Here is an 18,912-nt window from a genome sequence, read left to right on the forward strand (position 1 = left end):
GTAGCCAGCACGGCCCTGTCTCCGGGGGGGCGACATCATCTCGGAACGAAGGGGCGCAATCATCTCGGAAACGAGGGGCGGCTTCATCGGAATCGGCACCTCAAGGCGTTTCTCGATCAGATGGGTCTCGGCGAGGCGGTGAATGGCGCCTTGGAGCAGGGCAAGAAGAGCATGTCTGGTGTCATCTCAAGCGTGGGACCTTACATGCTCGCGGTGGGGAACGGCCTTACCAACCTCGTCCTCGTCATATTCGCTGCGATCTTTCTCGCCGCCGATCCTGACGTCTACCGCCGCGGCTTCCTACACCTCGTTCCGGAAAAGGCCATCAATGTCGCGGAAGCCAGTCTCGGTGACGCGTGGAGAGGTCTGAATGGCTGGATGAAGGGACAGGCGGTCTCCTCGGTTGTCGTGGCTGGGCTCACCTGGGCCGGTCTGGCCGTCCTCGGTGTTCCATCCGCCGGCGGCCTGGGGGTGATCGCGGGACTTCTCGATGTCATCCCGATGATCGGTCCGGTCATCGCGGGTGTTCCAGCAGTCTTGTTGGCGTTCACTCATTCCCCAATGACCGCGTTTTGGACTGTCGTCCTTTTCCTCCTGGTTCAGCAGCTGCAGGGCAATTTCCTACAGCCCATGATCCAGAAGCAAGCTGTGGACGTGCCGCCTGCGCTGCTTCTCTTCTCAGTCCTTGCCGCTGGCATGCTGTTCGGTCCGCTCGGTGTTCTGCTCGCGGCGCCGCTGACGATCGTCCTGTTTGTCCTCACGAAGCGCATCTACGTTCGGTCTCTTCTAGGTAAGGACGTGAAGATCGACGGGGAATGATCTGAGGAATGAGCGTTGGCTCGGGAGATTGATTGAACCCTGCCTGACATATGTCAGGCCGTCCTGATCGGCCAGCAGGGTAGCTTGATCGCGCGTCAGTGAGTGGATCCAATCCTGTGCCGCCTCTCCAGCACGGGAACCGCGCACTGGCGCTTCGTTCACCACAGGAAAGGAGCATTGGCGTGGAAGTCTCGATTAGCAAAGTGACTATCGACGAGCGGGGCGAACTGCTGCCCGGCTTCGGCACGATGAGCCGCAACTGGAAGTGGATCGTCCTGAGAGGCGTGCTCGCGCTCGGGCTCGGCCTAGTGTGCTTCCTGTTTCCAGTCAGCGCGCTTTTCGCGTTCACCATGGTTTTCGCGGTCTATGCAGCCGTCGATGGCATCCTGTCCCTCGTGGCGGCAGTCAACGGCGCGCGGCACAAGGAGGATCGCTGGTGGGTCTACATCCTGCGCGGGGTGATCGGCATCGCAGTTGCAGCACTGTTCGTGATGATGCCCATAGGCATGACGATCGGCTACGCGCTCATGACATTGGTGATGCTGTCGGTATGGGCGATCATGACCGGCGCATTGGAGATCGCAGCCGCTATCCGACTTCGGAAGGAAATCGAAGGAGAGTGGCTGATGGGTCTTTCGGGCCTGCTATCGCTACTCCTCGGAACGAGCATTGCAGTCCTTTTGTTCGTCGACCCGCTCGCGACGTTGCCATCCGCTGCGTGGGTGATCGGCACCTATGCGATCATCGCAGGTGTCGTCCTGCTGAGCCTCGGCCTGCGCCTGCGGAAGGCTTGAACTTAGTTCGTAGCTAAGCCCGGCCGCTCAACCTGCTGGGGCAGAGCCTTGGCTAGCGCCACATTCAAAATCTGGAGGAATAGCGAAATGTCAGATGCGAGGAAGACGAAGGAAGATAGCGAGCCAGCGTCCACCAACACGGCGAGACAAGAGCAGAAAGGCACTGCAACCCCGACGGATAATGTCGGGTTGGAGGTCGATCCGGTCGATGAAGCAATCGACGAATCCTTCCCGGCTAGCGACCCTCCAAGTTGGACCCTGGGCGGTTCCTATTAGGTTTACCTAGGTTGGAAGCAATCGAAGCTCCGGATTGAGTTCGGCCCGGATCGAGCGGATCTTGTCCATGGCTTCAGCTGGCGGCACACCTAGGGACATAAGTGCCTGTGCCGCCAGCCCCAGCCCAGATGCATAGTTTTCAGGGAAGATGTGCGAGGCTCCTGCCTCCACAAGCTCCGCTAGGTGCGTATCGTCGCGGAGGCTCGCGATGATCTGAAGCGAAGGATTCAGGCGTCGAGCCTCCCGAATGATCTTCGTGGATCGGTGCCAGTCGTTCACGAGAATGACCATCGCCCGAGCCCGGACGACGCCAGCAGCGTCGAGGATGCCCGGGCGGGTGGCGTCACCAAACACGACCTTGTGACCGTCGGCTTGTGCACGACGTAGGCGATCCACGTTACGTTCAATCCCAAGATATCTGATGTCGGCGTTTTCGAGCGTCACTGCGACCAAGCGCCCTACTGGACCACAACCAGCCAGAATGACGTGCTTGTCCAATCCTCCGCCAGCGGCGTGCACATCACTTTCAGCATGATCAAGGTCGTCCTTATCGGTCGGAACGTTCAGCGAATTGATGGCACGGTCTCCCAACTGGGCGAGCATAGGACCTGTCAGCATGCTAATTGCGACTGCCCCGAGTATTGGCTGTCCGACTGCGGGTGAAAGCAATGAACCCTCAAGGCACCGTTCGATCACGAGGAGCCCGAGTTCGCCGGCGTGTGCGAGTAGCAGCCCGGCCTTCAGGGCGCTACCTGAGCCCATCCCGGAGACCATGCTTACGAGGAAAACGACAGCGAACTTCACAACGATGATGGTTGCGAAGATAGCCATCGTCAGGCCGGGGGCGGCGCTGATCTCTGCCCAGTCCACTGACATCCCGACAGTGATGAAGAAGACTCCGAGCAATAGGTCCCTGAAGGGCCTGATCTCGTCCTCAAGCTGATGACGGAAGTCACTTTCCGCCACCATCATTCCCACGATGAACGCGCCGAGCGGCAAGGACAGGCCCACCGACTGTGCGGCGAGAGAGGCGCCGACCACCATCGTGAGGACGGCAAGCAGGAATACCTCGTTGACCTTTGAACGGGCGACCCACCCAAGCAAGCGGCCGAGCGTCCGCCGCGCGAGCAACGCCACGACAGCAAACGCGACCAGGCTAACCGCGAGCTTGCCTAGGACGTGCTCCATCTCATCTGATCCGGTAGCGCCGTGGAGGGCCGATACGAGGGCGATCAGTGCAAGGGCGACGAGGTCCTCGAACAGCACGATGCCTGTCGCTGCCAAGCCGTGTCGGCTTGCAGTCTCGTCGGTATCGATGAGGTGCTTGTGGACGATGGCGGTCGAGGACATGGCCACGGCGCCGCCTATGATCGCGGACTGCAGGAAGGGTATTCCGCACAGATGGTGGGCGAGGGCGGTGACGACAGCGCCAGTGCCGGCAAGCGTGGCAGCGCCTAGAAAGAGGACCGACTTCCCAGCTGCCATGAGCCGTGGGAGCGAGAATTCGAGCCCTATCACGAACATCAGCAAAGCAATGCCCAGTTCCCCGAAGAAGTGGGTCGCGTCGGCATGATGGGAGATGACCCCAAGGCCGGTTGGGCCAAGTAGGAGGCCGGCAGCGAGATAGCCCACGATGGGGGAGAGGCGTAGCCGGGTCAGTAGGGCAACGGCGACAAATGCCGCGCTGATCAGCAGGAATGTCTGGACTAGAGCTTCTTCCACGCGACTTGGCTCCTTAGTTTGGCTGGCGTGGGCGGATCGTGCGTTTTCGGTGGCGGCGGCGGAACGGCAAGCACCTGTCGCCCCCGGCCGCCGCAGTTCAGCGCTTGCGGAGGACGGCTCGGGGAAGGTGCAGAATGACCCGAGTCCCGCGACCCACGGCGCTCTCGATGACAACGTCGCCGCCATGCTGTTCGGCGAACCTGCGGACCTGGCCAAGTCCCAGGCCGGTGCCCCTGGCCCGATCCTTCGTGGTGAAGAAAGGTTCGAAGACGCGTGCGAGGGTCTCGGGTGGGATTCCCGTTCCCGTGTCCGAGACAACGATGCGGACGAAGTCGCCCACACCGCCAGGAAGGTTGCTCTTTCCTCGGAAGGCATTCGAAGCCTCGACGGTGACCACCCCGCCATTCGGCATCGCGTCGGATGCGTTGACGAGGAGGTTGAGCAGAGCGAACTCGAGATACGTCCGCACGACCTTGATGGGCCAAAGATCGGGAGGCAACTTCCTCTGCAGCACCACTCCGTGTCCGAAGGATCGTTCGACAAGCAGGGAGAGCCCATCAATGGTCGATGGCAGTGTCGTCACTTCCGGCGCTTGGCCATGATCGCCCGAGATCGAGACGATGCTCTTGGCAAGAACGGCGGCATTCCCGATAGCCCTATGCATTCCCTCGAAGATCATCTCCCGTTTGGGATGGTTCCCCTCTCGCTCCAGCAAAACAACGCCGGAAGAAATGACCGCGAGCATGTTCTTCAGGTCGTGCGCCATGCCGCGCATCAGAAGGTCGGGTGTGACGGCGTTCGTGCTCGGAGCCACGACGCTTTCCGCTACGATAATTTCCACTGCTACGCCTCCGCTGTTCGAGTTCAGATGGCGAGGCGGCATCTGTCGAAGCCGCTTGCCCTGAAGTCGTAGCTGATCGGCAAAGGCGGAGACTGAGGTATGTCAGGTGGGGGACAGAGAATTCGCGGACGCTGAGGCCTTGGCGAAGTTTCCGGCCTTGCGATCGTGTAGGAATGGAAGCCCCATATTGATCAACCTCGTCGGCTCAGGCCTGAACGAGGCGAATCGTCGTCGCCGTCCGGACCTGGCATTTCAGTGGCCTCCGCGACCAAAGTCCTTATTGTCGCGATGAAAGCATCCTCTGCGATGGGTTCGATCATCGGACGCTCAGAACTTCCGAGACGCGTAGGAATATAGAGAGTGGTTGGCCCGATCAGCCACAGCGCGGTGACATAGACTTCAGGTAGCGAGAGCCATCGAACGGTATAATGCCGATCATCGTCTTCAAAACCTTGAGCGATACGAAGGGCTGCTGCCATTGCTCCAGCGGCGTCACCACCACGGAATCCGTATGAAGGCGTTTCAAGCTCACCTTTGAATACGTCGACCACTGCGAGGGGGGCGTCGCCATTGACGATCAGCCCTCTCCATCCATCTGGTGATGCCTCACGCTGTTGGACGAAATCTCGAGGATCAGCGGAATAGGAGGTGAAGGGGCCTAGCAGATTAGTGGCCTCGGCAAGCAGCCCCTCTGCGAACTGCGGGTCTAGCACTGGCAGCGCTGCCAATAGTGCTTCTTCCAGCCCCGGAAGTTCCCCATCGAAGATTTCGGACGATATTGCCATCAGGGGTTCAACACATAGGTATCGGTCCAACGACCGCCGGCTACTTGGTAACCTCCGTTGACGAGGGCACCTCCAGCAATAGCGCTCTGACCGTAGATAGGATCGGTCAACCAGACCTGTATGTTGCCACCCCCCAAATCTTGCATGCCGTAGATTGCAAGGAAGTGGTATCCGCGATTGCGCCATTGGACGCAGATCGGGATGGGATTTCGTGCGACCAGTTCCCTCGCGATGTCTTCCGGGTTAAGCCAACCGCCTGCTCTAGCCCGGAAGTGACCGACTTGAATGAGCGGCGCGTCCAACGTCCAAGTTCTGTTGCATGGTCGCGGAGATCGACAGCAGTCGGATTGGAGTTCGCCACTCGCTACCTCGCACATACTTTTTGATGGCGGACGGGGATAGAAGCGGGAGACGCTCGCAGACACGGCAGCCCAGCACCAGTTCGTCATTCCACCTTGTGGCTCGACGATAAAGCCGACTGAAATCGGATCCGTGGCGTCTAGTCCACGAATACCGAGTGCCACCGCCCGGTGCGGGAAGCTGCCGCGAAGTTCTTTCATTAGCAGCCTGTGGGTTTTGTCTCAGGGACAATAGGTCCGTTGCTCGTAAAATAGGTCAGTGGGCAGAGGCCAATGAGATTGCCATTGTTGCCGTATCTGAGATCATACATACCTGGACGAAGGATGGAACTTGTGTCCGTAGCAGCTGCGGGATCCAGACCACCGCCTTTCGCTGACTCCGTTGCTGCGGCTGGACCCTTCGCTGCGGTGACAAGGGAGGCGATTGAGGCCAGCATCTCTGAAGCCTTGCTGTCGGCTGATGCGTCGAAGCCAGTCAGCATCCATCCATTCTGCAGCGTAGGTTTAAGGCTTGCGGTCCCGAAGCCGGCATGAACAGATAATCGCATCGGACGGCTGCGGTCAGGAACGTAAACCAGCTTTAGGGTATAGCCCGGCACCGCAACTGAAAAGCTCTGGTCGCCGCCGCCACCTGCCGGCGCAGCTGCCGACTCTTTCGGTTTCTCTTCGTCCGCGCCTCCGACCGGCGCTGCTCCCCATCCTCCAGCATGCCCAGGGACGGCTGGCCCAGGCGCGGGAGGAGGCGCGCCCGGTGCAGCTTTTGCTGGTGCCGGTGCAGGTGCTGGCGGGGGGACTGCTCCTGGGCCGGCGACATCTCCGCCAACCGATGCGAGCTTAGGATCGGCGGTCACGATAAGTATGGGTTTTGGAAGGTAGTAGACTGCGCCCTGCGGCGCAGACTTGGCAGATAGGTCTGGGTTCAATTGGTTGAACGAGACGCCAGCGCAACCTGACAGTGCAAGCGGAAGCACGAATATCGAGTATCTCACAAGAGGCCCCCTAACCCAAATCGTAAGTAATGATGCGGGAGCCTGATGAGTTATTCAATAGGATGGGGATGCGGTGTGATGGATTTTAGATAGAATGGAGGGTGCTCAACCCCTTATCTGCGTTTTTCGCGATGAAATCACGGAAGAATATTTTTGTGGTCCGTCCAGAGATATCTATCCGGTGACATAGAGCTAAAGCAGCAGCCGCTGGTGCTCAGCTTCCCCAATAACGTAGCCCGATAGCTTGGCCATGGTCGCTCGGTTACGGATGACCAGGGAATTGGCGCCAATAGTGGCGAGATCGTCTCGTCGTAGCTCCGTCATCGACCGGCTGACATGGGTGTCGGAGAGTCCCAGGAGGTCAGCAAGATGGCGCCGCTGGAGAGGGAAGTAGCTCATGGAATCATTGCCGAGCCCGAGCGGCTGGAGGCGATCCACGAGTTCGAGCAGGAAGTAGGCAAGACGCTCGGGGCCGCTCTGCTTCGCTACCATCTCAATGCGACGGTCTGCACGACGCTCGTCCTCCATGAGGGCGAACACCATCGCACTCGACAGCTTGCTATGGTCGTCGAACATGTCGTTAAGCGACCGTCCCTGTAGAACGCACAGTGTCACCGGTGTGAGGCTCTCCACGCCGCTGTCGGAGGCGCCCAGGACGAGCTGTTGAAGTCCGATAAGACTGCCAGGCAAAAGGATATCGATAATCTGTCGAAGACCGGACGGTCCCACACGATACCTGTATGCCCACCCGGAGAAGAGTGTGAAAAGCTGGCCATCATACTTGCCAGGCTCGATGATGATCGTCCGGGGAGGGAGTTCGACCTGCCCGCTCTTGAGCGAACTGACATAGCTGAGTTCGGGCGTCGTGAACTGCTTGAAAGGCGCCATCTTCCGCAGGGCGCAATCCTCGCACGGGATAAACTTCATATGCCTCCGGTCCCTAACACGCGTGCGCGATAGCAGAGAGCGGATCACATGTCACACGGACTGACCGAAGTTAGTTTGCATCATGCCGTGAAAATTGCCGATGCGAGGCGCATCAGTCCGTTGGGATCCTTGATCTCCACGTGACGGCCATCGACCTCGATGAAACGCTGGCGCTGGAACATTGTGAAAGTCCGCGTCACGGTTTCACTGGTGAGGCCGAGGTGATCACCGATCTCCGCGCGGGACATCAGTAGGTGCATCTTCGGACGGCCTTCGAGACGCTGCATCAGATCGATCAGGAAGAAGGAGAGCTTCTCCGCGGCATTCGACCTGCCTAGGAGGAATCCAGTCCTGAGCGACGCCCGGTTCGCCTTAAGGAACCATGAGCAGATCGTCCCGCAGGTGAAGTCATCGAACTCCGTCAGGTTCTCCAGAACCTTGCGGTCCGTCATGATCAGGGAGGTGTTGCACAGCGCCTGCGCGAACTGGCTGTGCACCACGTCGCGTTCGATCCATATGAACTCACCCGGCAGATGAAATCCGCCTATCCATCGCCGTCCGTCCTCAGAGATCACGCTCGTCTGCACGGCACCGGACAACACCCAGTAGAGACCGTCTGATCCTGAGTTGGTCGGCAACTCCTGTCTCTCGCCCAGCATTATCAGCTTCGAGTTGAAGCCGTTTCCGAGGGGCGGCGGGACAACCCGACGCCCACGGTTCATCGAAGTCCCTCCTGCAGGCATATCCATAGTTTGTAACTCATATAATGCTATGTGACATATGTCACATGCAGTTTCAAGCCCCACCACCATGAACCACAAGAAGATTCACCTGGGGCTGACGTATGTCAGAGTGGCAATTTGGGACTGCTGCGATCTCTCGGGCTCCAGCGAAGGAGCAGAGATGTGAACCTCATCCCAAAATCGGATTGGACGCAGTATCTCAATCGCATAGCCCGCAGCCTCGAAGGACTGAGGGCAGAAATTGAGGTCGCTTCACTTGAACTTGGCGATCAGATCGCCGCCGATCACGTGCCGATTTCCGGCATTTTCTACGACCACAAGGACGACATAGTCGGGGTGATTCTCGACGGACTCGACCACTTCATTCGCCATCCGGAGGCGATCTACGTCGAGGAGGGAGATGATGGTCTCTCAGCCCTCGCAGTGATCGACCGCGATGGAACGAACCATCTTATCAAGCTGACGCGTCCGCTGGCGCTGCCAGCGCCCACAAACTAAGGGACCGGAGGAATTGCAATGAAGCGCAATCTGCTTGCCACTGCGGCACTCTCGACTCTCCTGCTCGCTACGGCGTGCGACAAGAAGGCCGGCGATGGGCCGTCGAACAATTCGGCGACGGTGGTCGACAGCAAGGCAGCACCTACATCGCCAGCGCCGGTCCAAGGAAACCGGGACGAGCTCCTCAAAGATGCTGTGAGTGCACTCCAGGAGACGGAGAACGCCATAGCTGCACTTGATGCGAAGGATGCAGCGGGAGCGAAGGAGGCGCTCGCGAACGCGACAGGTAAGCTCGAGATCGTTCTCGCCCAGAATCCTGACCTAGCGTTGGCGCCTGTCGATGTATCAGTCGCGAGTCATGACCTTCTTGCGTCGGTTGATGCGGTGAAGGCCTTGCGGGAGTCCGCTGAGGATGCGCTCGAGGATGGTCGCGTCCAGGACGCACGCCACCTGATCGAGGGGCTCGCGAGCGAAAGCGTCGTGAGCATCAGCAATCTCCCGCTGGCTACCTATCCTGCAGCGATCAAGTCGGCGGCTGCCTTGGTAGCCCAGAACAAACTTGCCGAAGCAAGGGCTACGCTGGTGACCGCTCTCGGCACGATCGTGGTGCACGACGTCATCCATCCGCTGCCTCTGATCCGCGCCAGCGCCGCAATCGAGGAAGCGCGAAAGCTGGCAGCTGTCAGCACGAGGAGCGCCGCGGACGACGCTAAGATCAAGCAGCTTCTCTCAACTGCGCGTGACCAGCTCAAGCTCGGCCAGGCGCTTGGATACGCCACGAAGGACGAGATGAAGGAACTGCTGAAGACCGTGGACGAGATCGAAGAGGGTGTGAAGGACAAGAAGTCCGGCGTCGGAATCTTCGATCGCATCCGTGCCATGTTCGGCAAGGCGAATGAGTCGAGCCAGCCGAAGAAAAATTGAAGGCGGCGGCGGCCTAGCCGTCGCCGCAGGGGGATCAGGACGTGGGGCGCCGATCAATATCACCATCGAAAGGAGACTGCCGTGCGAACTGTAAACTTCCTCGACCTTGCGCCGTTTCGCCGTTCCACCGTTGGGTTCGACCGACTTTTCGACCTCATGAATGCGACGACGCAGGACCCGTCCGAAGCGTATCCACCCTTCGATCTCCAGAAGCTCGACGACAGCCACTTCAAGATCACCCTGGCGGTCGCTGGCTTCCGCCCGGAGGAGATCGAGATCGTCTCCCAGCAGAACATGCTCACCGTCAGCGGACGGAAGGTGGATCAGCCTACCGACGACAAGTTCGTGCATCGCGGGATCATGATCCGTTCGTTCGAGCGGCATTTCCAAATCGCCGATTTCGTGGTCGTCGAGAACGCAACCTTCGACAACGGCCTTCTCACCGTCACCTTGCGTCGCGAGGTGCCCGAGGCGATGCAGCCCAAGAAGGTCGAGATCTCCGTCGCGCCAGCCGCAATTACCGAGCAGCCCGCTAAGGAAGCGGAAAACGACGAGGCGACGGATGACGAGAAGGAGGCTGCGGCATAGCCCTGCCGCACCTCTGAAGTTCGTAAGGGAGGAGACTGATGCGAAAGAGGTTGGGTTCCGAACGGCGTGCGGACGCTGGGGAGCGGAAGGATCTCGATACCTCGATCGAGGACTACGCTCCTCCCGCTCACGGGCGGAACACGCCGGATGATAGTTGGTGGCTGAGGTATCTCTCGTCCTTACCGGAGGATGCCGTCGGCATAATCGAGCCGCTTGATTCCGGGCCGCCGCATGGCGGACTAGCTAGGCGACACGAATGGCGGCTCCGTTTTGCTCCTAGAGCGAAGCCGATCGTCGATCCGCTGACAGGCTGGACTGGGAGCGAAGACGCTTTGAACAATCTGGACATTCGGTTTCCCTCGCAGGAGGCTGCGGTGGACTACTGCCAACGGATCGCGCTTCGCTTCGAAGTGCACGATCCCGGCTCGCACACCTGCAAACCGGTCAATCAGCAACGTTTCCAGCTGGATCCGCCTGTGCGTCTGAACGATCTCGACCACGATAAGGACTGAACACGACCCACGCGCAAGGTGGGAATGGCGTTTCTAATCTCGATCTGATTTCGAGCGGCTGATCCGATAGGGGCCGGACCGCACGGGTAGCGGCGTTCCCTTCCAAGAAAGCTCAATTGCCCCTCGCTTTAGCAGTTCGTCGACGGCCTCGTGGACAACGGGCATCAGATCTCGCCACTCTTCCGTGTTCGACGCTGCGAGTGACCTAGCCACTTCACTGGGGCATACGGTAGCAGACGCTGAGCGTTGCGCGAGCGCGGCGAGGACTGCACGCGACACGTCTTGCTGGGACATGCGTTCAGTCATGACGCACGCCGCTTCCTGGCATTGCCCGCTCGGTCGTTGATGGTCTCCCTTTTCCTGGGCTTCCCGTCGAGTTCGATCCACATCGGTGCGTGGTCGCTTGTCTTCTCCCACCCTCGAGGTGTCGTATCGACACCGGCGGCTGATAGGCGTGCGAGCGCCTTATCATTGAGCAAGGCATGGTCGATCCTAAGACCCGCGTTCCGCTCGAAGGCGCCACGCCAGTATTTCCAGAAGGTATAGATCGCCTCGTCGGGATGAAGATGCCGCAGGGCGTCGGTCCATCCTTGCTTGAGAAGGCGCGCGAAGGCGGCTCTCACCTCCGGTGCGAATAACGCGTCTTCTCGCCATCGATCCGGAGCGTAGACGTCGAGATCGACCGGCATAACGTTGAAGTCCCCGAGGCAGATCACTGGTGCGTCCAGATCGAATAAGCTCAGTAGATGGGATTCCAGTCTTTCGAACCACTTCAATTTGAAGTCGAATTTCGGACCGGGGCGGGGATTGCCGTTCGGCAGATAGAGTCCGCAGATCAAGATGCCGTTGACGGCGGCCTCGATGTATCGGCTCTGGTCATCTATCGGGTCGCCGGGGAGGCTGCGCCGAGTTTCGTGCATCTCGCCCTCCCTACTGAGGATGGCGACGCCATTCCAGCGACTCTGTCCATGCCAGATCGCCTGATATCCCGCCGCTTGGACTTCGTTTTCGGGAAACTTGTCGTCCGGCGCCTTCAGCTCCTGAAGGCATACGATGTCCGGCTCTTCCATTTCGAGCCAACGGAGGAGCACCGGCAGTCTCCCGTTGATCCCGTTCACGTTGTAGGTCGCGATCTTCATGGAACTGTAATCCGGCGAGCGACGAAGTCGTTCCTCCGGCGTTACGCCCTTCATGGCCAAACGACCTCTCAAGGTATTCCGAACGTCAGCCGGGTTCCAAGATGCGTATGTCGCCGCGACGAGCAGGAAGGCTGCTCTGGAGGCTTGGGGCGCCCGGACCGATCTGTTCGCTAGTGGGATCGCCGAGCAGGTCACAGATCCCAAGCTGACCAAGGCGGCCTTGGCGGAGCCCGGGAAGGTCATTCGGTTGTCAAAAGGAACGGCTGCTCAGCACCTCGCTGCAGCGGGCAAAGGGCGGAAGGCTACGGAATCTAAGCAATCGCGAACCCTTGAAGAGGATGCAGCCAAGGTTGCACCCTCGAAGCCTGAACCTCGCAAGAGGAAACAGCCCAAGCCAAGTCGGCGAAAGCTGGAACGGGCGGATGCCGAACTCGATCGCCGGACAGAAGAATTCGCCGATGCTGTTAAGGCGCTCGATCGAGAGATCGAGGTGCTCAGGAAGAAGCGGGATGATCTTCGACGTGAGCGCGATGAGACCCTGAAGGGGCTCGGAGATCGGCGCGATGCCGAGGAAGAAGCCTACCGCGCGGCACTTGAGGACTGGCAAAGCCAATCAGATTAGTTGGCGCTCTGACATCATACGGCTGCTTGTAACTTACTGTGGCAAGTAGCCAAGAGCTTGTATGCCGCGATGATGCTCCTTCTGTGATGCAGAGGTCGCGAGCTAAGTCGCCTAGGTCCGTCGGCGCTCGGCTTCTGCTAGCCGGCGAAGCTCAGCAAGGCCCAGTCCTGGCTTTCTACCAATCAGGAAGGATGTAGCAAATTGATCGATCAGGGCCTGACTGGGCTTCAGCGCGATTTTGATGCGCCGCCTCTCCTTGCGAAGTTCGTGACGGTTTCCCGAGATGCCCCTATTTGCGAGCGAGCGCGTGACCAAGCCTTCCGAACGTTGGGCCACTGCCTTAGCGCTTCCGTAAGTCGCGACATAGCGTGCCAGCGAGCGAGCGAACAGACCCTGGCAATTAAATAGCTGTAGCTCGGGCGAAAATGTCTCGGCATGCGCCTGCGTGATGTTACCTGACGCCTCGACAGCCTCATAGAAGCGACGGGTCTTGGTCTGAAGCGTTTCAAGCGTGACCTCGCCTTCGGGCGCGATCATTAGATACCAAGGTGTTGGTCGACTCAATGTGAGCGTCTTGCCGAGGTGCAGGCCAAAACATGTGGCAAAGACGCAGACCAAATTGTTGCCGGTAGCCACGTTTATTCCGCGAAGGGCTTCGGCAAGCTCATCCCATCCAAGGGTTTCGCCATTCGCGAGGGCAAGTCCGTCATCGGCAGACCCGTGACAATCGAAATGTAGGATCGGGCGCAGTCCCTCGGACGCGCGTTCAGCCAGCGCGTGGAGCAGGCTAAGAAGCATGTCGCGGCCATCTACGGAAACTTCCTCGAACTCGGTCCCGCCTCCAACCGCCAGCATGGCTAGGTCCTCTGCCATGCGCAGCGAGGGGCCAAGCTCGCTTTCAACGAGCGAACGTATCCAGACAATTCGGTTCACGTAGAGCGTGTCGATGATGTGGAGCGCGTCCATGACAGGTCTGTCTATGCCAGCCATCTCTGTCTACCTGCAATGGCTGGGGTTAGCTGAGCCATGTTACTTTTGCGGATAAATGGGGACCTATGGAACTGAACGACTTGCTAAGGGCGGCGGCTATCGATCCGAAGCGCACATTCGTCCTGCGACATCGGCCAACTGAGCCGAGTTTCCGTAGAACGTTGCCATTGCTTGCAGGCGTAAGGCTCGACCTGTTCGAGGCCTATCAGTCCTATCAAGGACCCCAGATGGAGCTTTCGTTCACAAAGCGGCTAGGAGGCCATCTCGCGTCCTTCATCGAGTATGAGCCCGGCAAGGCGGTCTTCGTCGCGCTATATGCCGTTGCCGATGCCAAGCTAATCACAAGAGAGCAATTTTGGGCGATGCCCGAACAGATTGAGCTTCACGGGCTCGGAAATCCAGGCTGGACCGAGGCGGAGAGACGGGAGGAGAGACTCCACTTCGATCTGCGGCGCCTTCCAAACTACGAAGACTGGCGCGGCAAACTCATCATCGAGTGGCCGCCGCATCGCTCGTGGGGACGCAGGGCTAGCGAGACACCGTTACCGGTGCTCGCGATCCGCGAGGACAGCGCATTCGCGGGCGAACTCCCGCCGTGGGACCAATTGGACTATAGCTGGGCGGAGTTGCAGATCCTGCCGACCCGCATGAAGGCGGCTCTGGAGCAATGGCGTGGGATCTACCTCATCTGGGACGAGCGGGACGGAAGATCCTACGTCGGCTCGGCTTATGGCAGCACCAATTTGCTTGGCCGGTGGCTAAACTATGCTGCAAGCGGTCACGGGGGCAACAAGCGCCTGCAAGGTTGAGACCCCTCGACCTTTCGTTTCACTATCCTACAGCGGGTTTCTCCAGACTTGGATCAGGACGAAGTCGTCCGTCTCGAGGCAACCTGGAAGCTACGGCTCCACACACGTTCGGCCTTCGGCCTGAACGAGAATTGATATGGCAGTGAGTAGATTGAGGGCTGCTGGGCGCGCTCAGGCATCTTCGCAATGGGGACAGATCGGCAGGGCGTGTCTCTCGATCAGGTAGTCGACTTCGCAAGGTGGACACCTTGCCGCGAGCCCCTCCCAATCGCACTGACCACATCGTGCCTTGAGCCATGGATTGGCGTCGAGGTTGAGATGATCGTAGAATACGGCGCGCTTGCTGCATTCTGGACACCGCAGGAACGTCTCCTCGCTGGAGTAGCCACAGGTGAGACAGGTATCGTCATCCCTTAGATAGGCCCTCGCCCCGCAGCAGCCGCACCTATGTGGATTAGGATCGATCTCCCGCGCACGCGCGGCTGCCTCTTCCTGATAGTGTTCGGTTCGCACAAGCCTATTGAAGAGTTCCAGCCCAAGAAGGTTCATCGCGCCGAATGCGAACTCATGCTCCTCCGTCCGTCGGAGCGCCGCGATGATCTGCAGGAGGACCTGCACAGCGTCATACTTGAGGTCGAACCGATCCCCCTCGATAATCGGCGCATGGAAATGGACGAGCTTGTTTCGGGCGCGCTGGAGAAAATCGACATTGAGCCAAAATGCCTCGTCCCCCAGGTATTTAGCAGCCTTGGGCTTGATCTGCTCGAAGTTGATTGTTCGGATCTTGCCCGCTTCCCAAAGCGCCTTCGCTTCGGCATCCGTCGCCGGCAGGTCCTTCGGCTTCGTCACGCCCACAAATCCCTCATGCTTGAGGACCAAGGCCGTCGCCGAGAGCTCGACTGCTATCTGCATGAGGACGGTGACGAGCGTCGCACGGTCGATATCGAAGGCCGCGTTCGAATCGTCTCCATGAGCTGCAATCTCCTCCGCCGCCTTCTTGAGGAACAGTCCAGCATTGTGAAGCATGGCCGCGCTGACCTGGTCGGTCAGGGGTGGGGCGCTTGAGCTGCTTCTATCCATTATCTGCTCCTGTCCTCGTCGAGCCATGCAATTGCATTCCGGATCCGTTGATAGTTCAAGCGACTTACAGCGCACTAGGTTGCCGGGTCGTCTTACCCGGCGCTCCATCGTTATCGTCCAGCAGCCTAGACACGCTGCAATTTGACGCCAGCTTTGCACAGCTCTTAACCAAGAGTTGGATGGCAGCAACCGGCGCGGCATCGCTTTTCCAATGAGCTAAGGCGGCCAAACGCGCGATGGTCGGCTCGCGTCCTAAGCCAACACTTGGAAAACCGAGTGGGGAATGACAGGTTGTTCCAACCACGGCGCTGAACGAGGCTGGAAGCAAGCGGCGGATTCCGGCCTGTCATAGTCATTCGACGCGGGGCGTAAGGACCAAGCCGGAATCTCCCTCGTCGATTTTCACTACCCCGCCATCCATTACCTCTCCCCGAAGTATCAGGTCAGCAAGCGGATCCTGAAGGTAGCGTTGGACGGCGCGCTTCAGGGGACGCGCGCCATATACGGGATCGTAGCCAACACGGCCAAGCCAAGCCCTGGCGCCTTCGCTCAGTTCGAGTTTGATCTTTCGGTCCTTCAGGAGGGCTTGAACCCGCGAGATCTGGATGTCGACGATTGGGCCCATGTGTTCCTGAGCAAGGCGATGGAAGAGGATGATCTCATCGAGACGGTTCAGGAATTCCGGCCGGAAATGGGCTCGCACGATCTCCATCACCTGCGGTTCGACGGTTTCAACCTTCTCCCCGTCCGCCAGGTTGGAAAGGAACTGGCTGCCTAGGTTCGACGTCAGGATGATGATCGTGTTGGCGAAGTCGACGGTGCGCCCCTGACCATCGGTGAGACGGCCATCGTCAAGGACCTGCAGAAGGACGTTGAACACGTCCGCGTGGGCCTTCTCTACTTCGTCGAACAGGACGACCTGGTAGGGGCGCCGGCGCACCGCCTCGGTGAGAACCCCTCCTTCCTCGTATCCCACATAGCCCGGAGGCGCCCCGATCAGACGGGAGACGGCGTGCTTCTCCATGAACTCGCTCATGTCTATCCGGACCATCGCGCTGCTGTCGTCGAAAAGGAATTCGGCCAGCGCCTTCGTGAGCTCTGTCTTACCTACCCCGGTCGGACCGAGGAACAGGAACGAAGCCAGAGGGCGGTTCGGGTCCTGTAGACCCGCCCGACTCCGCCGGACAGCTGCAGATACCGCGCGCACGGCGTCCTCCTGACCGATCACGCGCTTGCCGAGTTCCTCTTCCATCTGGAGGAGCTTCTCGCGTTCACCTTCCAGCATCCGTTCCATTGGGATGCCTGTCCACCGCGCGACGACAGCGGCGATGTCGTCGGCAGTCACCTCCTCACGGAGCATTGCGCCGCCGCTATCGGCCTGCGCTTCCTCGAGCTGCTTCGTGAGCGCTGGGATCGTGCCATAGTTGAGTTCCGCCATCTTGGAGAGGTCGTTGGACCGCTGCGCTTGCTCGAGTTCCAGTCGAGCGGCTTCGAGCTGCTCCTTTAGTTTCGCTTCGGCGTTGATCTTCTCCCGTTCGGCCTGCCACCGTGCAGTGAGTTCGGAGGACTGCTCGCCCAGATTGGCAAGTTCCTCCTCGATCTTCGCGAGGCGGTCCTTGGATGCGGAATCAGACTCCTTCTTCAATGCCTCGCGCTCGATCTGTAGCTGCATGATGCGGCGATCGAGGTTCTCGATCTCCTCAGGTTTGCTTTCGACTTCCATCCGTATGCGGCTTGCCGCCTCATCCATCAGGTCGATCGCCTTGTCGGGTAGGAAGCGGTCAGTGATGTATCGGTTGGACAGCGTCGCGGCTGCTACGATCGCGCCATCGGTTATGCGAACGCCGTGGTGGAGCTCGTATTTTTCCTTCAGTCCCCGGAGGATGGAGATCGTGTCCTCCACTGTCGGCTCGCCGACGAACACAGGCTGGAAGCGGCGCTGAAGGGCCGGGTCCTTCTCCACATATTTTCGATATTCATCGAGGGTTGTCGCTCCGATGCAGTGGAGTTCGCCACGGGCCAGTGCAGGCTTGAGGAGGTTGGAGGCGTCCATCGCGCCGTCAGTCTTGCCGGCACCGATCAGCGTGTGCATTTCGTCGATGAAGAGGATGATCTGGCCCTCGCCCGCCTTCACCTCGTCCAACACGCCCTTGAGCCGCTCCTCGAACTCGCCACGATATTTTGCGCCTGCAATGAGCGACCCCATGTCGAGCGCCATCAGGGTCCGGTTCTTGAGCGTGTCGGGAACGTCTCCATTGGCGATCCTTAGGGCAAGCCCCTCCGCTATGGCGGTCTTGCCGACGCCCGGTTCGCCGATGAGGACCGGATTGTTCTTCGTGCGACGTGCGAGGATTTGGATCGTCCGGCGGATCTCCTCGTCGCGGCCGATGACCGGGTCGAGCTTTCCATCCTTTGCCGCCTGGGTCAGGTCTCTCGCAAATTTCTTGAGCGCGTCATAGCGATCCTCGGCGCTGGCGGTATCGGCGGATCGCCCCTGACGCAGCTCGGCGATCGCCTGGTTCAGCTTTTCAGGCGTGACGCCTGCCTTCCCTACCGCTCGGCCGGCAGGTCCCGCTTTGGACATGGCGACAGCGAGAAGCAGGCGTTCCACCGTGACGAAGCTGTCTCCAGCCTTCTGGGCAATTTGCTCGGCTTGATCGAGAAGGCGGACGGCATCGTTGTCCAAGCTCGGTGGCTGTGACGCTCCAGATCCGGTCACTGCCGGCATCTTGGAAAGGGCGGCATCGACTTCAGTGCCAGCGATGCCTGGGTCCCCGCCCGCTGCCTTCAGCAGGCCTGCGGCCATACCCTGTTCGTCCTCGAGCAGAGCTTTCAGTATATGTTCGGGGGTGATCCTCTGGTGGTTTAGCCGGATCGCGACAGTTTGCGCCGCCTGAAGGAAGCCCTTCGCGCGATCGGTAAACTTCTCAAGGTTCATCGCATTCTCCTGTCCCGCATGAGAGGCGGTGAGTCCGCCGGTTTCGGGACAGGCTATCCATCGGTTTGATGTTCACGCTGATCTTTGTCAGTCCATCGTGGTTTCTCAGATCACGCCATGCTGCAGTCCACTGCGATTAAGCATGTGTCCGTGGGTCAGAGCAGCCACTGGATCGGCAGGCGTTGGGCGAACCCAATCATAAGATGGTCGCCCAAGGTCATGTTCGGTTCTTCGGCATGGACAATCTCCTGGCCGTCATGGCGCTCGATCCAGTTGAGCCCACCATCCTGCAGTCTCAGTTCGTAGGCGGCCTCCGGTGCGAGTTGCTCAAATACCGATCCGACCTCCTTTGCGAGTTTCGGACTGTGGATGACGAAGCCGAGCTCGGTGTTTAGTTCTATCGATCGTGGATCGAGATTGAACGAGCCGATGAAGAGTCGCTCGCCGTCAACCGAGAATTGTCCGTCGTCAGAACATTCGGCACAACTCGCGGCGTAGATTAGCGGAGTGCGGACCTCGTCAGGGGGTTGATGTTAGGCGGCGAACTTGCGGTGCTG

19 protein-coding genes are annotated in these 18,912 nt (G+C 59.5%); 8 read left to right on the forward strand and 11 right to left on the reverse strand.

Annotation, left to right across the window (positions count from 1 at the left end; genetic code table 11):
- Window positions 1–120: 120 nt before the first annotated feature.
- The gene (locus DI606_RS15955) at window positions 121–819 is read left to right on the forward strand and encodes an AI-2E family transporter (RefSeq protein ID WP_293984768.1); all 699 of its coding nucleotides are present in this window, start codon (window positions 121–123) and stop codon (window positions 817–819) included.
- A 182-nt stretch (window positions 820–1,001) separates the two neighbouring features.
- The gene (locus tag DI606_RS15960; RefSeq protein ID WP_293984770.1) at window positions 1,002–1,613 is read left to right on the forward strand and encodes an HdeD family acid-resistance protein; all 612 of its coding nucleotides are present in this window, start codon (window positions 1,002–1,004) and stop codon (window positions 1,611–1,613) included.
- 282 nt (window positions 1,614–1,895) lie between these two features.
- Here the strand turns inward: DI606_RS15960 and DI606_RS15965 are convergent, their stop codons facing one another.
- The 5 genes from DI606_RS15965 to DI606_RS15985 all read right to left on the reverse strand — a co-directional run bounded on the left by DI606_RS15965 (window position 1,896) and on the right by DI606_RS15985 (window position 8,234).
- Window positions 1,896–3,611 (reverse strand): cation:proton antiporter, encoded by a 1,716-nt coding sequence (locus tag DI606_RS15965; protein ID WP_293984772.1) that lies wholly within the window; start codon window positions 3,609–3,611, stop codon window positions 1,896–1,898.
- A gap of 97 nt (window positions 3,612–3,708) precedes the next feature.
- On the reverse strand, window positions 3,709–4,452 hold the full coding sequence (locus DI606_RS15970; RefSeq protein ID WP_293984774.1) for an ATP-binding protein: 744 nt from the start codon (window positions 4,450–4,452) through the stop codon (window positions 3,709–3,711).
- 191 nt (window positions 4,453–4,643) lie between these two features.
- Complete coding sequence (locus tag DI606_RS15975; protein WP_293984776.1) at window positions 4,644–5,237, reverse strand: hypothetical protein; 594 nt, start codon at window positions 5,235–5,237, stop codon at window positions 4,644–4,646.
- Window positions 5,238–6,777: 1,540 nt separating this feature from the next.
- On the reverse strand, window positions 6,778–7,512 hold the full coding sequence (locus DI606_RS15980; protein ID WP_293984778.1) for a Crp/Fnr family transcriptional regulator: 735 nt from the start codon (window positions 7,510–7,512) through the stop codon (window positions 6,778–6,780).
- Window positions 7,513–7,592: 80 nt separating this feature from the next.
- Window positions 7,593–8,234, reverse strand: coding sequence for a helix-turn-helix domain-containing protein (locus tag DI606_RS15985; RefSeq protein WP_293984779.1), 642 nt, complete (start codon window positions 8,232–8,234; stop codon window positions 7,593–7,595).
- A 183-nt stretch (window positions 8,235–8,417) separates the two neighbouring features.
- Between DI606_RS15985 and DI606_RS15990 the strand changes: the two genes are divergently transcribed.
- The 4 genes from DI606_RS15990 to DI606_RS16005 all read left to right on the forward strand — a co-directional run bounded on the left by DI606_RS15990 (window position 8,418) and on the right by DI606_RS16005 (window position 10,777).
- Window positions 8,418–8,753, forward strand: a complete 336-nt coding sequence (locus DI606_RS15990; protein ID WP_293984781.1) for a DUF5335 domain-containing protein — start codon at window positions 8,418–8,420, stop codon at window positions 8,751–8,753.
- Between the two features lie 18 nt (window positions 8,754–8,771).
- Window positions 8,772–9,677, forward strand: a complete 906-nt coding sequence (locus tag DI606_RS15995) for a YfdX family protein (protein WP_293984783.1) — start codon at window positions 8,772–8,774, stop codon at window positions 9,675–9,677.
- A gap of 81 nt (window positions 9,678–9,758) precedes the next feature.
- Complete coding sequence (locus DI606_RS16000; protein ID WP_293984784.1) at window positions 9,759–10,265, forward strand: Hsp20 family protein; 507 nt, start codon at window positions 9,759–9,761, stop codon at window positions 10,263–10,265.
- A gap of 38 nt (window positions 10,266–10,303) precedes the next feature.
- Entirely contained in the window at window positions 10,304–10,777 is a 474-nt protein-coding gene (locus tag DI606_RS16005; protein WP_293984785.1) for an NADH dehydrogenase ubiquinone Fe-S protein 4, read from the forward strand.
- Window positions 10,778–10,810: 33 nt separating this feature from the next.
- Here DI606_RS16005 and DI606_RS16010 read toward each other — a convergent pair whose 3' ends face one another.
- Both DI606_RS16010 and xth read right to left on the reverse strand, forming a co-directional pair.
- Window positions 10,811–11,083, reverse strand: coding sequence for a DUF3253 domain-containing protein (locus DI606_RS16010; RefSeq protein WP_367119484.1), 273 nt, complete (start codon window positions 11,081–11,083; stop codon window positions 10,811–10,813).
- A complete protein-coding gene (xth, locus tag DI606_RS16015) occupies window positions 11,080–11,916 on the reverse strand; it encodes an exodeoxyribonuclease III (RefSeq protein WP_293984786.1) in 837 nt (278 codons plus the stop codon). Before xth ends, DI606_RS16010 begins: the two co-directional genes overlap by 4 nt.
- A gap of 52 nt (window positions 11,917–11,968) precedes the next feature.
- Between xth and DI606_RS16020 the strand changes: the two genes are divergently transcribed.
- Complete coding sequence (locus DI606_RS16020) at window positions 11,969–12,538, forward strand: hypothetical protein (RefSeq protein WP_293984788.1); 570 nt, start codon at window positions 11,969–11,971, stop codon at window positions 12,536–12,538.
- A gap of 111 nt (window positions 12,539–12,649) precedes the next feature.
- Here the strand turns inward: DI606_RS16020 and DI606_RS16025 are convergent, their stop codons facing one another.
- Complete coding sequence (locus DI606_RS16025; RefSeq protein ID WP_293984790.1) at window positions 12,650–13,504, reverse strand: hypothetical protein; 855 nt, start codon at window positions 13,502–13,504, stop codon at window positions 12,650–12,652.
- A gap of 89 nt (window positions 13,505–13,593) precedes the next feature.
- Between DI606_RS16025 and DI606_RS16030 the strand changes: the two genes are divergently transcribed.
- The gene (locus DI606_RS16030; protein ID WP_293984792.1) at window positions 13,594–14,337 is read left to right on the forward strand and encodes a hypothetical protein; all 744 of its coding nucleotides are present in this window, start codon (window positions 13,594–13,596) and stop codon (window positions 14,335–14,337) included.
- Window positions 14,338–14,508: 171 nt separating this feature from the next.
- Here the strand turns inward: DI606_RS16030 and DI606_RS16035 are convergent, their stop codons facing one another.
- From DI606_RS16035 to DI606_RS16045, 3 genes are all read right to left on the reverse strand, one after another.
- Window positions 14,509–15,525, reverse strand: coding sequence for a hypothetical protein (locus DI606_RS16035; protein WP_293984794.1), 1,017 nt, complete (start codon window positions 15,523–15,525; stop codon window positions 14,509–14,511).
- A 244-nt stretch (window positions 15,526–15,769) separates the two neighbouring features.
- Complete coding sequence (gene clpB, locus DI606_RS16040; RefSeq protein WP_293984795.1) at window positions 15,770–18,355, reverse strand: ATP-dependent chaperone ClpB; 2,586 nt, start codon at window positions 18,353–18,355, stop codon at window positions 15,770–15,772.
- Window positions 18,356–18,510: 155 nt separating this feature from the next.
- Window positions 18,511–18,855, reverse strand: coding sequence for a phospholipase D-like domain-containing protein (locus DI606_RS16045; RefSeq protein ID WP_293984798.1), 345 nt, complete (start codon window positions 18,853–18,855; stop codon window positions 18,511–18,513).
- Window positions 18,856–18,912 lie beyond the last annotated feature (57 nt).

The organism is Sphingobium sp. (genome assembly GCF_003248505.1).
Classification (GTDB): Bacteria; Pseudomonadota; Alphaproteobacteria; order Sphingomonadales; family Sphingomonadaceae; genus Sphingobium.

Bases quoted from the DNA above. Each gene is read 5' to 3' on its own strand.
- DI606_RS15955 (WP_293984768.1), top strand. From the start codon at position 121: ATGGGTCTCGGCGAGGCGGTGAATGGCGCCTTGGAGCAGGGCAAGAAG.
- DI606_RS15975 (WP_293984776.1), bottom strand. From the start codon at position 5,237: ATGGCAATATCGTCCGAAATCTTCGATGGGGAACTTCCGGGGCTGGAA.
- DI606_RS15980 (WP_293984778.1), bottom strand. From the start codon at position 7,512: ATGAAGTTTATCCCGTGCGAGGATTGCGCCCTGCGGAAGATGGCGCCT.
- DI606_RS15985 (WP_293984779.1), bottom strand. From the start codon at position 8,234: ATGAACCGTGGGCGTCGGGTTGTCCCGCCGCCCCTCGGAAACGGCTTC.
- DI606_RS15995 (WP_293984783.1), top strand. From the start codon at position 8,772: ATGAAGCGCAATCTGCTTGCCACTGCGGCACTCTCGACTCTCCTGCTC.
- DI606_RS16005 (WP_293984785.1), top strand. From the start codon at position 10,304: ATGCGAAAGAGGTTGGGTTCCGAACGGCGTGCGGACGCTGGGGAGCGG.
- DI606_RS16010 (WP_367119484.1), bottom strand. From the start codon at position 11,083: ATGACTGAACGCATGTCCCAGCAAGACGTGTCGCGTGCAGTCCTCGCC.
- xth (WP_293984786.1), bottom strand. From the start codon at position 11,916: ATGAAGATCGCGACCTACAACGTGAACGGGATCAACGGGAGACTGCCG.
- DI606_RS16020 (WP_293984788.1), top strand. From the start codon at position 11,969: ATGGCCAAACGACCTCTCAAGGTATTCCGAACGTCAGCCGGGTTCCAA.
- DI606_RS16025 (WP_293984790.1), bottom strand. From the start codon at position 13,504: ATGGACGCGCTCCACATCATCGACACGCTCTACGTGAACCGAATTGTC.
- DI606_RS16030 (WP_293984792.1), top strand. From the start codon at position 13,594: ATGGAACTGAACGACTTGCTAAGGGCGGCGGCTATCGATCCGAAGCGC.
- DI606_RS16035 (WP_293984794.1), bottom strand. From the start codon at position 15,525: ATGGAGCGCCGGGTAAGACGACCCGGCAACCTAGTGCGCTGTAAGTCG.
- clpB (WP_293984795.1), bottom strand. From the start codon at position 18,355: ATGAACCTTGAGAAGTTTACCGATCGCGCGAAGGGCTTCCTTCAGGCG.